Origin of the sequence: Rhodococcus sp. MSC1_016 (assembly GCF_023667485.2) — a bacterium.
GTDB classification, from domain to species: Bacteria; Actinomycetota; Actinomycetes; order Mycobacteriales; family Mycobacteriaceae; genus Rhodococcus_F; species Rhodococcus_F oxybenzonivorans.
The window spans coordinates 1,585,315-1,599,111 of sequence record NZ_JAMOZI020000001.1; the positions used below are offsets into that span (position 1 = coordinate 1,585,315).

The 13,797-nt window shown below is 67.0% G+C and carries 12 protein-coding genes; 11 read left to right on the forward strand and 1 reads right to left on the reverse strand.

Translation table 11 applies throughout. The features are described from left to right. The first annotated feature begins 1 nt into the window (after position 1). Genes rpmF through mutM form a run of 3 tightly spaced genes read left to right on the forward strand, consistent with a single transcriptional unit; the run spans position 2 to position 1,833 of the window. The gene (rpmF, locus tag L1080_RS07360; RefSeq protein WP_109330985.1) at positions 2-184 is read left to right on the forward strand and encodes a 50S ribosomal protein L32; all 183 of its coding nucleotides are present in this window, start codon (positions 2-4) and stop codon (positions 182-184) included. Positions 185-203: 19 nt separating this feature from the next. Then, entirely contained in the window at positions 204-962 is a 759-nt protein-coding gene (gene rnc, locus L1080_RS07365; protein WP_159926122.1) for a ribonuclease III, read from the forward strand. After that, complete coding sequence (gene mutM / locus L1080_RS07370; protein WP_159926124.1) at positions 955-1,833, forward strand: bifunctional DNA-formamidopyrimidine glycosylase/DNA-(apurinic or apyrimidinic site) lyase; 879 nt, start codon at positions 955-957, stop codon at positions 1,831-1,833. Before rnc ends, mutM begins: the two co-directional genes overlap by 8 nt. Here the strand turns inward: mutM and L1080_RS07375 are convergent. After that, the gene (locus tag L1080_RS07375) at positions 1,775-2,446 is read right to left on the reverse strand and encodes a pyridoxamine 5'-phosphate oxidase family protein (RefSeq protein WP_109330979.1); all 672 of its coding nucleotides are present in this window, start codon (positions 2,444-2,446) and stop codon (positions 1,775-1,777) included. The two genes, mutM and L1080_RS07375, sit on opposite strands and share 59 nt — an antisense overlap. Positions 2,447-2,612: 166 nt before the next feature. Here L1080_RS07375 and L1080_RS07380 point away from each other — a divergent pair, with 166 nt between their 5' ends. From L1080_RS07380 to L1080_RS07415, 8 genes are all read left to right on the forward strand, one after another. After that, a complete protein-coding gene (locus tag L1080_RS07380) occupies positions 2,613-3,053 on the forward strand; it encodes an OsmC family protein (protein ID WP_159926126.1) in 441 nt (146 codons plus the stop codon). Then, entirely contained in the window at positions 3,053-3,982 is a 930-nt protein-coding gene (locus tag L1080_RS07385; RefSeq protein ID WP_159927600.1) for an NHL repeat-containing protein, read from the forward strand. Before L1080_RS07380 ends, L1080_RS07385 begins: the two co-directional genes overlap by 1 nt. A 1-nt stretch (position 3,983) precedes the next feature. Beyond that, positions 3,984-4,259: an acylphosphatase gene (locus L1080_RS07390; protein WP_250764491.1), complete on the forward strand. Its 276-nt coding sequence runs from the start codon at positions 3,984-3,986 to the stop codon at positions 4,257-4,259. A 22-nt stretch (positions 4,260-4,281) separates the two neighbouring features. Continuing rightward, entirely contained in the window at positions 4,282-7,881 is a 3,600-nt protein-coding gene (gene smc / locus L1080_RS07395; protein WP_250764488.1) for a chromosome segregation protein SMC, read from the forward strand. A gap of 66 nt (positions 7,882-7,947) precedes the next feature. Then, entirely contained in the window at positions 7,948-9,363 is a 1,416-nt protein-coding gene (gene ftsY, locus L1080_RS07400; RefSeq protein WP_201453463.1) for a signal recognition particle-docking protein FtsY, read from the forward strand. 226 nt (positions 9,364-9,589) lie between these two features. Continuing rightward, positions 9,590-10,909, forward strand: coding sequence for an ammonium transporter (locus L1080_RS07405; protein WP_284707283.1), 1,320 nt, complete (start codon positions 9,590-9,592; stop codon positions 10,907-10,909). A 4-nt stretch (positions 10,910-10,913) separates the two neighbouring features. Beyond that, positions 10,914-11,252: a P-II family nitrogen regulator gene (locus tag L1080_RS07410; protein ID WP_005240467.1), complete on the forward strand. Its 339-nt coding sequence runs from the start codon at positions 10,914-10,916 to the stop codon at positions 11,250-11,252. Beyond that, the gene (locus L1080_RS07415) at positions 11,242-13,785 is read left to right on the forward strand and encodes a [protein-PII] uridylyltransferase (protein WP_250764483.1); all 2,544 of its coding nucleotides are present in this window, start codon (positions 11,242-11,244) and stop codon (positions 13,783-13,785) included. The genes L1080_RS07410 and L1080_RS07415 overlap by 11 nt, the downstream gene beginning before the upstream one ends. Positions 13,786-13,797: the final 12 nt, after the last annotated feature.

Genomic DNA, 13,797 nt, shown 5'->3' on the forward strand with positions numbered 1-13,797 from the left:
AGTGGCTGTCCCCAAGCGCAGAATGTCGCGATCCAACACGAGGTCGCGTCGCAGCCAGTGGAAGACCACTGTGCCCACCCTCGTTACCTGCCCCAACCGTGGCTGCGGCGAGAAGACGCTGCCCCACATCGCGTGCCCGTCCTGCGGCACATACAAGGGCCGCCAGGTCACTGCCGCCGTCTAGTTCGCCACGGAGAGGCGTCGTGACGAGCGACATCAGTAATACACCCGCCGGCGGCGAGGAGGATCATGCTTCCCTCCTCGCCGCTCTCGGCGTAGAAATCGAACCTTCGCTGCTCACGTTGGCGTTGACCCACCGCTCGTATGCCTACGAGAACGGTGGCCTTCCCACCAACGAGCGACTCGAGTTCCTCGGCGACTCCGTGCTCGGAGTCACCATCACCGAGCAGCTGTACCTTGCGCATCCGCAAAAGTCCGAGGGCGACCTCGCGAAGATCCGGGCGAGCATCGTCAACATGCACGCGCTCGCCGAGGTGGCTCGTGCACTCGGTGACGGCGGGCTGGGGGCCCATCTGCTCCTCGGCAAGGGTGAGGAGATGACCGGCGGGCGCGACAAGCCGAGCATCCTGGCGGACGGCATGGAGTCGATACTCGGTGCGATCCATCTGCAGCACGGGATCGAGACGGCGCGGCGAGTGGTACTCGATCTGTTCAGCGACCTACTCCAACGCGCTCCGCGTCTCGGCGCAGGGCTCGACTGGAAGACGAGCCTGCAGGAACTCACTGCGGAACGTGGTGTCGGAGTGCCCTCGTACGAGATCACCGCGACGGGACCGGACCACGACAAGGAATTCACCGCCACCGTCGTGGTGGGCGGCAAGGCGTTCGGTGTCGGAATCGGCAGATCCAAAAAGGAAGCCGAGCAGAAGGCCGCGAGTACTGCGTGGAACGCTCTGTCCGACGGTGGTCCGGACGTAGCAGCCGACGACGTCAGTGCCTGAACTTCCCGAGGTCGAGGTAGTTCGCCGCGGACTCGAACGGCACATTGTAGGAGCTTCGATCGATTCGGTCGACGTCCTGCACCCCCGCGCGATCCGGCGGCACCTTCTGGGCGCAGCGGATCTCGCCGGACAGCTCACGGGCGAACGAATCGCGCGAGCTGACCGCCGCGGAAAGTATTTGTGGCTGGTCCTCGAACCCAGTGCCGTCGCGCTCGTGGTCCACCTGGGGATGAGCGGGCAGATGCTCGTGCAGCCACCCGAGGCCGTCACCGAGAAGCATCTGCGCATTCGGGCGCGGCTCGATTCCGGGCTCGATCTGCGGTTCGTGGATCAGCGCACCTTCGGTGGATGGGCGCTCGCGCCTCTGGTCGATGTCGACGGCTCACTCGTCCCTGATTCGGTTGCGCACATCGCCCGGGATCCACTGGACACGAGATTCGACTCTGCGGCGACCGTTACGGTGATGCGCCGCAAGCACACCGAGATCAAACGTGCTCTTCTCGACCAGACGGTGGTGTCGGGAATCGGGAACATCTACGCCGACGAGGCCCTGTGGCGCGCGCAGATCCACGGGACCCGCCTCACCGATCGATTGACTGCTGCGACACTCCGCCAGCTACTCGGGGCCGCTCGAGAGGTCATGCGCGAAGCCTTGGATCAGGGCGGCACGTCCTTCGATGCCTTGTACGTGAACGTGAACGGCGAGTCCGGTTACTTCGATCGATCGCTGTCCGCATACGGGCAGGAGGATCGTCCCTGCCCGCGGTGCGGCACTGCAATTCGTCGTGAAAAGTTCATGAATCGCTCGTCGTTCAGCTGCCCGAGGTGCCAGCCTGCGCCGCGGCGAAGTCCGCCGAAACGCCCTGCCTGAGCTCTTCATCGTGTCGCAGAGTCGATTTCGCCTCGAAATAGTCGCCGCCCTTGCGCTTGACGTCGTCCGTGCCCCACTCCCGGTGGTGCGGTACGGGCGCCATTCGTGGAATGTGCTTGCGGCAGTGGATATACGCCTCCTCCACGTCCACGACGACCCATCGCTCGGGCACCCGGCCCTTGGTGTGATCTGCTGGTAGATCCGGGATCTCGGAACGCAGGTCCGCGTCTTCCACGATCCGGGCGGAACCGTTGACGTGCAAGCCGATCAGGTCATGGACGAAGTCCACGAGCATGATTCCCACGTGTGGGTTTTCCCGGATGTTGCCGAGACTCGCCATCACTCCGTTGCCACGATATTCCGGATACGCCACCGTCTTCGGATCGATGACGTGCATGAAACCGGGTGCGCCGGCGCGCAAGCTGTTATCACATTCGCCGGATGCGTCGGCGGTAGCGACGAACGCGAGTTCCTGGCGGCCGACGAAATCGATCATCGTCGGATTGAGGTGGTCGAGCACCTGGTCAGAGTAGAATTTCGCGGCGCGGTCCTCGGTGCCGTACTCGACTTGAAGGGTGCGCTCACCCGCGCTACCGATCTGGCCCATCTGCATTGCCCCGCTTACGTGTCGGTGTCATTGGTCGGTTCACCCTACGGTGCACCGATCGACCGTGCCGTGCTTCGGTGCCTGCAAATCCACAGCCGCCCCACGACTGCCCGTCGGGAGGATGGACGCCCACGGTGCAGGTCCGTCGGCCCCGGGTGGCAGGATTGTGCGCATGGCAGAACAGACTTCCGACACGCCGGCCACTACGTCGTTGTGGGTCGAGCGAACGGGCACCCGCCGCTACACGGGACGCAGCTCACGCGGCGCCGAGGTCCTGATCGGCTCGGAGGGCGTCGAAGGTGTATTCACTCCGGGTGAATTGCTGAAGATCGCGCTCGCGGCATGCAGCGGGATGAGTTCTGATTTCCCTCTCTCTCGACGGCTGGGTGACAACTACGACGCCACGATCCGGGTGTCGGGTGCGGCCGACCGGGAGAACGAGGTGTACCCGCAGCTGGACGAGGTCTTCGAACTGGACCTGAGTGAGCTCGACGCTGCGGCGCAGGAGCGTCTCGTCGCGCTGGTGGAGCGCTCGATCGACAAGGTATGCACCGTGGGCCGGACTCTGAAGACAGGAACGAAAGTCACACTGACCATCGAAAGCGACGCATGATGCGGCGTGAGCTGACCGCCCTCGCCGGAGGGTTGGTATTGAGCGCCGGCCTTCTCGCGGCCGCGCCCGCTGCTGCCGGACCGGCGTTCGCGCCGCCGGTCGGAGCGTGCACGCCCTGGTCGGTGTCCGAAGTGGTCTCCGGCGCGGGCATCCTCGAGAACCTCGCATTCGACGGGGCGGGAACGATGCTGGTGTCGCGGACCGGTCTCGTCGGCGGCGGCGCCCTGGACGGCGTGGAGCCGGACGGAACGGTCCGCTCGATCGTGCCCGATGTCGACGCGCCGGGCGGAATCGCGATGCACGGCTCCGACGCCTACTTCGCCACCGGAAATTCGTTCTCCGCCGGAGTTGCCGGGACGGAAAGTGGAACGATAGACGTCGTGAATCTCGACACCCGGGATACGCACACGGTGGCCGAGGGACTCGTCATGCCGAACGGGCTGGTGCGCCTCGGGAACGGTGACCTCCTCACCGCGCGGAATCTGGGGTCGGGCGCAGGAGTGACCCGTGTTCCGGCCGCGGATCCACACACACCCGAAGTGGTGCGCACCGACTTGGGAACCGTCGACGGCCTCGCTGCCCACGACGGGAACATCTACACGGTGACGACGTTCGATACGACCACCACGTTGCGCATTCTGCGAGAGGACGACCTGACCGGCCCGGTGGTGTCGATACCGTTGCCAGGGGCCGGTCCGCTCAATGCCGCTGACGACCTCACCGTAGGGCCGGACGGCATCGTGTACGTCGCGTACAACGGCGGTGGCAAGGTGGTGCGCGTCGATCCGGCGACCGGGGAGAGTTGTGCACTCGCGTCCGGGCTTCCGCTGGTGTCGTCGGTGCGATTCGGCGCCGGACCGGGCTGGAACGCGGACGCGCTGTACGTGACGAGTTTCACCGGAACCATTTACCGACTGGAACGGCCGTGACATGACGACGGAACGACTGACAGCATGGGTTCACGGGTACGTGCAGGGCGTGGGGTTTCGGTGGTGGACGCGCGCGCGGGCGCTGGAACTCGGTCTCGTCGGTTATGCGGCCAACCAGGCGGACGGCCGGGTGCTGGTGATCGCCGAGGGCCCGCGCGACAAGCTGGAGGCGCTGCTCGCACTCCTGCGTTCGGGCAACACACCGGGCACCGTGGACCTGGTGGTCGAGCAATGGGATTCCGCTCGCGGAGACGTCACCGGGTTCGTCGAACGGTGAACCGAAGGTAAAGTCGTCCGTCATGCATCTGAAGAGTCTGACGCTGAAGGGATTCAAATCCTTTGCGTCCGCAACGACTCTGCGATTCGAACCCGGTATCACGTGCGTCGTGGGACCCAATGGATCGGGAAAGTCCAATGTGGTCGATGCCCTCACCTGGGTGATGGGGGAGCAGGGCGCGAAAGCCCTGCGCGGCGGCAAGATGGAGGACGTCATCTTCGCGGGCACGGCGGGCAGGGCGCCGCTGGGCCGCGCCGAGGTCACGCTCACCATCGACAACTCGGACGGCGCACTCCCCATCGACTACTCCGAGGTCTCGATCACCCGTCGAATGTTCCGCGACGGTGCAGGCGAATACGAGATCAACGGCAGCTCCTGCCGACTGATGGATGTGCAGGAGCTGCTCAGCGACTCCGGCATCGGTCGGGAAATGCACGTCATTGTCGGGCAGGGGCGTCTGGCGGCCATCCTCGAGTCGCGGCCCGAGGACCGGCGTGCGTTCATCGAAGAAGCAGCGGGAGTGCTCAAGCACCGCAAGCGTAAAGAGAAGGCCGTCCGCAAGCTCGACTCCATGCAGGCCAACCTCGCCCGGCTCAACGATCTGACCGCCGAGTTGCGTCGTCAGCTCAAGCCACTGGGGCGGCAGGCGGAGGTGGCTCGGCGCGCGCAGACCGTGCAAGCCGACCTTCGCGATGCCAAGCTGCGGCTCGCTGCCGATGACCTGGTGACCCGCCGGGCGGAGCTGGCGAATCAGGCGCAGGACGAGAAGAGAGCCCGTGAGCAGCACGATGCCGTCACCGAGGCACTCGACGAGGCCACTCTCGAGCTCGGCCGTCACGAGCAGGAGCTGTCGCGGTTGACGCCGGGCGCCGAGGCGGCAGCCCAGACGTGGTTTCGGTTGTCCGCCCTCGCGGAGCGCGTCAATGCCACCATTCGGATCGCCCGCGAACGGGCTCGGCATCTCGATTCGGAGCCTTCAGCGCATCGCGGTCAGGATCCCGACGAGATGGAGGCGCGTGCCGATCGGCTCGCCGCGGAGGAACAAGAACTGGCCGAGGCTGTCGAGATGGCGCGCGCGGCACTCGACGCGGCCAAGGAGCAGCTCGCCGCGGGGGAGGAGGCGGCCGCAGAAGCGGAACGCGCGCACATGGCAGCCGTCCGTGCCATCGCCGACCGCCGGGAGGGGCTTGCCCGACTGTCGGGCCAGGTCGACACCCTGCGGACTCGCGCCGACTCGGTGGACGCCGAGGTGTCGCGGTTGACGGTGGCGATCGAGGAAGCCAGGGCGCGCGGCGACGCAGCGCAAGCCGAGTTCGAAGTGGTCCAGGACGAGATCGGTGACCTCGACGCGGGGGAGGTCGGACTCGACTCCCACCACGAGCGAGCCGTCGAAGCGCTGCGGCTGGTCACCGAGCGTGTCACCGAACTGCAGAGCGCCGAACGTGCGGCAGGTCAGGAAGTGGCGTCGCTTCGCGCCCGGATCGACGCCCTGTCGATGGGACTCGAACGCAAAGACGGGGCAGGCTGGCTCGTCGAGAATCGCCGCGACGACGGCATTGCGGGACCGCTCGGCGGCCTCATCACCGTAGAGAAGGGGTACGAAGGCGCGGTCGCAGCGGCGTTAGGTCCGGCAGCCGATGCCGTCGTCGCCAACTCACTCGATGCGGCCCGCGCAGCGGTCGGCGCGCTGAAAGATACCGACAGCGGACGGGCCGCTCTGGTGATCGGAAGTGACCGGATTCCCTCGTCCGGTGCCTCGCTCACCCTCGGCGCTCGTTGGGCGGCCGACGTCATCGAGTGCCCTGCCGAGCTACGAACAGGCCTATTCGCGCTCCTCGCCGGTGTAGTGGTGGTCGACTCGATCGACGACGCCGTCGAGATCGTCGACTCGGCACCGGAACTGCGCGCCGTCACCCGGGACGGAGACCTGCTCGGTGCCGGGTGGATCAGTGGCGGTTCGGACAGGCAGCCCAGCACCCTCGAGGTTCAGGCCGCGATCGACAACTCGGTGAGCGATCTGGCTCAAGCCGAACGGCGTGCCGAGGAATTGTCCGCGGCGTTGTCGGGAGCGCTTGCCGAACAGGTCGCCCGACAGGAGAACGCCGAGCAGACCCTCGCCGCCCTCAACGAGTCCGACGCCGCGATGTCCGCCATCTACGAGCGGCTCGGCCGCCTCGGGCAGGCCGCTCGCGCGGCACATGCCGAATCCGATCGCCTCACCCGGCAGCGGGAGAAGGCGGAAAGCGGGCGTGAGGAGACCCTGGCGGCTCTCGCCGAACTCGAAGAGCGGCTGCGCATGGCAGAGCAGGAGCCCGGCGGCGCCGAATCGGGTGGGTCCGACTCCACGAGCTACGAGCGCGAAATGGCAGCCGCTGCGCTCGCCGAAGTGCGCGCCGTCGAGGTGGAGGCCCGGCTCGCGGTTCGCACAGCCGAGGAGCGGGCGGAGTCGGTGCGCGGAAAGGCGGATTCGCTGCGCCGGGCAGCACAGGTGGAACGCGACGCCCGGGCGCGTGCGGAACGTGCGATGAAGGCACGGCAGAACGCGGCCGCGGTCGCGGCTGCGGTGGCCGAATCGGGACAGCGGGTGGCCGACCATCTCGGCGAGGTGGTTGCAGCGGCGATGGCGCACCGCGACGAACTCGCCCGGTCGCGCACCGAGCGGACCGAGCAGCTCGAGCAGGTCAAGGAGAAGGTGCGTCAGTTGACGGCACAGCTGGCTTCCCTGACCGACGCCGTCCACCGCGACGAGGTGGCTCGCGCCCAGGCCGCGACGCGCATCGAGCAGCTGGAGGAATCGATCCTCGAACAGCACGGCATCGGGTTGGACGACCTGATCGCAGAATACGGGCCGGATGTGCCGTTGCCGCCCTCGCCGCTGGAGATTGAGGAGTATGAGCAGGCGAAGGAGCGGGGGGAGCAGGTCACGATGCCTGCGCCAATTCCCTACGACCGGGCTGCGCAGGAGCGTCGCGCGAAGCGCGCCGAGAAAGATCTGGCGACACTCGGCAAGGTCAACCCGCTGGCCCTCGAGGAGTTCGCGGCACTCGAGGAGCGGTACAACTTCCTGTCGACTCAGCTCGAAGACGTCAAGACGGCCCGCAAGGACTTGCTCGGTGTCGTCGCCGACGTGGACGCCCGGATCCTGCAGGTGTTCACCGAGGCGTACGCCGACGTCGAACGGGAGTTCGTGCAGGTGTTCGCGAAATTGTTCCCCGGTGGTGAGGGACGGTTGGTGCTCACCGACCCGTCCGACATGCTGACGACCGGCATCGAGGTCGAGGCCCGTCCGCCCGGAAAGAAGGTCAAACGACTGTCGTTGCTGTCAGGTGGCGAGAAGTCACTGACCGCGGTCGCCATGCTGGTCGCGATCTTCCGGGCCCGGCCGTCACCCTTCTACGTGATGGACGAGGTCGAGGCGGCGCTGGACGACACGAACCTGCGTCGTCTCATCGGCTTGTTCGAGCAGCTGCGGGAGAAGTCGCAGCTGATCGTCATCACCCACCAGAAGCCGACGATGGAAGTTGCGGACGCTCTCTACGGTGTGAGCATGCGCGGTGACGGCATCACTACCGTCATCTCCCAGCGCCTGCGGGGTCAGGACATGGCAGCCGCCGGGGCCTGATCCGGGTGCGGTGGGAGCCCTCGCACGTGGGAAGGCACTGCGCGGGCGAAACCGGAGCCTGAAACAATGGGCGGCGTGACTACCGGAGCCTGGATTGCCATCGCGGCCGCATTGGCCGTTCTTCTCGTCGTTCTCGTTGTCGGATCAGTGCTGTACCGGCGACGCCGGATCTCCCTGAAGGCGCCCGACACTCCACAGATCGCCGCGGAGAAGGACCGCTCGGGCGGCTATCGCGCAGGCACCGGTTTCAGTTTCAGTGAAGGGTCGACGGCGACTGCTCCGCCGCGCGAACCCGCGCCGGCGCCACGACCCCCGGCCCCGACACCGGCGCCCACTCCCGAGGTGGTCCCGCCCGCGAAGCCGACGACGACGCCGGACGAGGTGATTCCGGCTCCCGAAAAGCCCGCGGACACGGATTCCGTGATCGCGCCCGAGCCCGTGGTCGCGCCGGAGCCCGTGGTCGCATACGAGCCGGTAGTCGCACCCGAACCCGTGGTCGCACCCGAGCCGGTGGTAACGCCGGAACCGGCAGCGCCGCCCGTGCCCGCGCTCGACGAGATCGCCCCGACCGAGGGCCGACTCGACCGCCTGCGCGGTCGGCTGTCCCGCTCTCAATCCGCTGTCGGGAAGAGCTTGCTGGGCCTGCTCGGTGGCGGTGACCTCGACGAGGATTCGTGGGAAGAGGTCGAGGACACTCTTCTGATCGCGGACCTCGGCTCGGCGACCACCACGAAGGTGGTCACCGCGCTGCGCGAGCAGATGGCGGCGCGGAGCGTCCGTACCGAGGCAGACGCCCGGGCACTGCTGCGCGAAGTGTTGATCGCCGAGCTGCGGCCCGAGCTCGATCGGTCGATTCGTGCGCTGCCGCACGACGACCACCCTGCGGTCCTCTTGGTGGTGGGAGTCAACGGCACCGGCAAGACGACCACCACCGGCAAGCTCGCGCGTGTGCTCGTTGCCGACGGCAGACGCGTCCTGCTCGGGGCAGCGGACACGTTCCGCGCCGCGGCCGCGGACCAGCTCCAGACGTGGGCGGAACGGGTGGGTGCCGAGGTGGTTCGGGGCAAGGAAGCAGCGGATCCGGCTGCGGTCGCCTTCGACGCCGTATCGAAGGGCATCGAGAACGGCGTCGACGCCGTGCTGATCGACACAGCGGGCCGCCTTCACACCAAGACAGGATTGATGGACGAGCTCGGCAAGGTGAAGCGGGTGATCGAGAAGAAGGCGTCGGTCGACGACGTGCTTCTGGTTCTCGATGCAACGATCGGCCAGAACGGTCTGGCGCAGGCACGCGTGTTCGCCGAGGTCGTCGACATCACCGGAGTGGTGCTCACCAAGCTCGACGGCACGGCCAAGGGTGGCATCGTCTTTCAGGTGCAACACGAACTCGGTGTTCCGGTGAAGCTCGTCGGACTCGGCGAGGGCGCCGACGATCTCGCCCCGTTCGAGCCGGGCGCATTCGTCGACGCCCTGCTGGGCTGAGCGGAACGACCCCCGAAAAAACATGGAACTGCCGTGACGAAACCTGTACGCAACACAAATGGGTGATGCGTTCACCTGCGCGAAACAGTGCAGTGGCACGGCTGAAACACCGCATGAGCACCCTTCTTCTCAGGTCGTCAGCCAGCAACGGGCTGGGCTGAGAAGGAGGAGGCTCAAGGTGGATTTCCCCACTATCGGTGCACCGGACACCGGGGACACAGCGTGGATGCTGACCAGCGCCGCGCTCGTGTTGCTCATGACTCCGGGTCTTGCGTTCTTCTACGGCGGCATGGTTCGTGCCAAGAGCGTGCTGAACATGGTCATGATGAGCGTCAGCGCCATGGGCGTCGTCGGCATCCTCTGGGTGCTCTACGGCTATTCCATCGCGTTCGGTGAAGACCAGTCGAACCTCTTCGGTGACCCGTTCCAGTACTTCGGCTTGAAGGGACTGATCGGCGGCTCGTACCTCGCGGAAACCGATGACGCCGGTTCGGTCATCGCCGACTCGGCGATCCCCCTCGTCGGGACGATCCCCGCGACGGTCTTCGTGGCCTTCCAGGCCATGTTCGCCATCATCACCGTTGCACTGATCTCGGGTGCCGTCGCAGATCGCCTGCGCTTCGGTCCCTGGCTGCTGTTCGCCGGCCTCTGGGCGACGGTCGTGTACTTCCCGGTGGCGCACTGGGTCTTCGCCTTCGACGGCGTCACCGCCGAGACCGGTGGCTGGATCGCCAACAAACTCGCCGCCATCGACTTCGCCGGTGGTACGGCCGTGCACATCAACGCCGGCGCCGCCGGACTCGTCCTCTGCATCATCCTCGGGAAGCGCCGCGGCTGGCCGGGCACGCCCTTCCGCCCGCACAACCTGACCTTCGTGATGCTCGGCGCGGGCCTGCTGTGGTTCGGCTGGTTCGGCTTCAACGCAGGTTCTGCCGTCGGCGCCAACGGGATTGCCGGCGCGACCTTCATCACGACCGTCGTCGGAACGTGTGCAGCGATGCTCGCGTGGCTTCTCGTCGAACGCATCCGCGACGGGCATGCGACCACCCTCGGTGCCGCGTCCGGAATCGTGGCCGGTCTGGTTGCCATCACCCCCTCCTGCTCGTCCGTGAACGTCCTCGGTGCGTTGGCGATCGGTGTTGTCGCCGGTGCCCTCTGCGCACTCGCCGTCGGGCTCAAGTACCGCTTCGGCTTCGACGATTCACTCGACGTGGTGGGAGTGCACCTCGTCGGCGGCATCGTCGGAACTCTGATGGTCGGACTCGTCGCAACCACAGAGGCACCCGCGGGCGTCGACGGACTGTTCTATGGTGGAGGTTTCGATCAACTCTGGCGTCAGGCAGTGGGCGCCGGAGCAGTACTGCTTTACTCGCTCGTCGGTACGGCCATCGTTGCGTTGATCGTGAAGTTCACCATCGGTCTGCGGGTCAGCGACGAGGGTGAATCACTGGGAGTGGATGAGTCGGAACACGCAGAAACGGCTTACGATTTCGCTGCACTCGGCGGAAATTCGTCAACCGCTCGCGTGTCCGGCAAGGAGGGATGAGGAAATGAAGCTGATCACCGCAATTGTCAAGCCGTTCACTCTCGAGGACGTCAAGACGGGACTCGAGCAGGCGGGCGTCCTCGGAATGACCGTCAGCGAGGTCCAGGGTTACGGCCGCCAGAAGGGTCACACCGAGGTCTACCGCGGGGCCGAGTACTCGGTCGATTTCGTACCGAAGGTTCGAGTCGAGGTCGTCGTGGACGATGCGGCAGTGGACAAGGTCGTCGAGGTGATCGTCGAAGCGGCCCGCACCGGAAAGATCGGTGACGGCAAGGTGTGGGTGTCACCCGTCGAGTCGGTCATCCGGGTACGCACCGGGGAACGCGGCGCGGATGCGCTCTGACCCCAACGGGTCCGGTAAGACCGGCCCTGGTCCCGTCGCGAAGGCGACGGCACCAGGGCCGGTTGCGTCAGGCGGATCGAACGAAGCTGCGGACCTGGCCCGCGCACGCCGACAGCTCCTCAGTGGCGGTTCGGAGAGCACTCCGGGTGCAAGGGGAGGACACGGCCGAAGGCTGGACGCGCCTGCGCTCCGGCACGCCCTCGTCGACCTGCACGAATTCTGGCTGACCACGAAAGGCGCCGAACTCGGTATCAAGCCCGACTGCGGGTTCGCGCTCGTCGCGGTCGGCGGGCTCGGCCGCCGCGAAATGCTGCCGTACTCGGACCTCGATCTCGTGCTCCTCCACGACGACATGGATCCCGCCGTGGTGTCTCGGGTTGCGGATCAGCTCTGGTATCCGCTGTGGGACGCACACATCAAACTCGACCACAGTGTCCGCACCATCCCGCAGGCGTTGCAGGTCGCATCCACGGATATCACTGCCGCACTGGGGATGCTCGAGGCGCGGCACATCGTCGGCGACGTCGAATTGAGCAACCTTCTCATCAGCGGAGTGCGGCGCCAATGGCGCACCGACATCCGCAACCGCTTCGACGAGCTGATCGCCCAGACCAGGTCGCGGTGGGAACGTAGCGGTGAAATCGCCCATCGCGCCGAACCGGACCTCAAGAGCGGTCGCGGTGGACTGCGGGACGTACAGCTGCTCAACGCGCTGTCCATCGCGCAGCTCACCGACGGCATGCCCGGACTCGGACCCGAATCGCCCGGTGGCGGACTCGCATTGGCGCATCGTCGTCTCCTCGACGTGCGTACCGAGCTGCACCGGGTCGCCGGACGCCCCCGCGACCAGCTGCGGGCCCAGGACGCCGACGAGATCGGCGCGGCGCTGCGGATCGGGGATCGTTTCGACCTGGCCCGCATGCTCAGCGACGCCGCCCGCACCATCAGCTACTCGGTGGATGTCGGGGTGCGGACGGCGGGAAATGCCCTGCCCCGCCGTGGTCTCGCGCGCCTGCGGAGGCCGCCTGTGCGGCGACCTCTCGACGAGGGTGTGGTCGAGCATGCCGGCGAAGTGGTTCTGGCGCGCGATGCCCGGCCCGGCAAGGACCCCGGTCTCGTCATGCGGGTGGCGGCAGCGTCGGCAACCACGGGCATGCCGATGTCCGCTTCGACGCTGAACCGCCTGGCCGACCACGCGCCGGAGCTGCGGGAACCATGGCCCAAGGAGGCGGTGAACGACCTTCTGGTCCTTCTCGGCTCGGGAAGCAGGGCCGTCGCCGCGATCGAAGCGCTCGACCGTACGGGACTGTGGGGGCGGCTTCTGCCGGAGTGGGGAGCCGTCCGCGACCTACCGCCGAGGGACGCCGTGCACACCTGGACCGTGGATCGTCATCTCGTCGAAACCGCGGCGTACGCGAGCGGTTTCACCACGCGCGTCGCCCGGCCCGACCTGCTGATGCTCGGCGCCCTGCTGCACGACATCGGGAAGGGGCGGGGAGGTGACCACAGCGTCGTGGGAGCCGAACTGGCGATCCAGATCGGTAAGCGGCTCGGGCTGTGGCCGTCGGACATCGCGACGTTGACGGCGATGGTGCGCCATCACCTGCTGTTGCCGCAGACCGCGACCCGACGCGACCTCGACGATCCGGAAACGGTGGAACGGGTCGTGGAGGCGCTCGGCGGGGACGGGGTACTCCTGGAGCTGCTGCACGCGTTGGCCGAGGCCGATTCGCTCGCGACGGGTCCTGGCGTGTGGGGCGACTGGAAGTCGTCGCTCATCGGGGAGCTGGTCCGCAGGTGCCGCATGGTCATGGCGGGTGAGGATCTTCCCGCGCCGGATCCGCTCGATCCGGAACATGTCGCGCTGGCGGCGGGCGGTGGGGTCCATGTCGCGCTGAACCCGGCCGACAGTCCCCACACCTACGTGGTCACCGTGATCGCCCCCGACGAGCGCGGACTGTTGTCGAAAGCCGCCGGAGTGCTTGCGCTGCATTCCCTTCGGGTCTATTCGGCCTCGTTGGGCAGCTCCGGCGATTCGGCCGTCAATTCCTTCGTCGTGTCGCCGCGCTTCGGAGCACCGCCGCAGGCAGGGCTGCTCCGGCAGGAGTTGATCCGGGCGCTGGCCGGCGAACTGGATCTGCTCGACATGCTCACGGCCAAGGAGGACGAGGCCCGCGAGAGCCAGCGCGTCGCGGCGGAGGAAGAGCGGGGAGACGCCGTTCCCGTGTTGTATGCGCAGGCCCCGCCGCGGGTCATCTGGTTCGACACCGCGGCCCCCGGTGAGGTGATTCTCGAACTGCGCGCGGAAGACAGGCTGGGTCTCCTGTGCCGGCTGGCCGCCGCGTTCGACAACTGCGGCGCGGACGTCCGGTGGGCGAAGGTGACGACGCTGGGATCATCGGTCGTCGACTCGTTCTGCCTCGATCTCGGTGATCACGACACGCGGGCGAGTAGGGAAGAGGTCGAGCGCGCCATCCTCGGCGTCGTTCCGCTGCCGAAGCCGAAGAAGCAGGAGGGCAGCGGGCGGGAGTGATCGGCCGGACCG

Excerpts from the sequence above, each read along its gene's own strand:
- L1080_RS07375 (WP_109330979.1), bottom strand. The coding sequence starts at position 2,446 with ATGCAGATGGGCCAGATCGGTAGCGCGGGTGAGCGCACCCTTCAAGTC.
- L1080_RS07380 (WP_159926126.1), top strand. The coding sequence starts at position 2,613 with ATGGCAGAACAGACTTCCGACACGCCGGCCACTACGTCGTTGTGGGTC.
- L1080_RS07385 (WP_159927600.1), top strand. The coding sequence starts at position 3,053 with ATGCGGCGTGAGCTGACCGCCCTCGCCGGAGGGTTGGTATTGAGCGCC.
- L1080_RS07390 (WP_250764491.1), top strand. The coding sequence starts at position 3,984 with ATGACGACGGAACGACTGACAGCATGGGTTCACGGGTACGTGCAGGGC.
- smc (WP_250764488.1), top strand. The coding sequence starts at position 4,282 with ATGCATCTGAAGAGTCTGACGCTGAAGGGATTCAAATCCTTTGCGTCC.
- ftsY (WP_201453463.1), top strand. The coding sequence starts at position 7,948 with ATGGGCGGCGTGACTACCGGAGCCTGGATTGCCATCGCGGCCGCATTG.
- L1080_RS07405 (WP_284707283.1), top strand. The coding sequence starts at position 9,590 with ATGCTGACCAGCGCCGCGCTCGTGTTGCTCATGACTCCGGGTCTTGCG.
- L1080_RS07410 (WP_005240467.1), top strand. The coding sequence starts at position 10,914 with ATGAAGCTGATCACCGCAATTGTCAAGCCGTTCACTCTCGAGGACGTC.
- L1080_RS07415 (WP_250764483.1), top strand. The coding sequence starts at position 11,242 with ATGCGCTCTGACCCCAACGGGTCCGGTAAGACCGGCCCTGGTCCCGTC.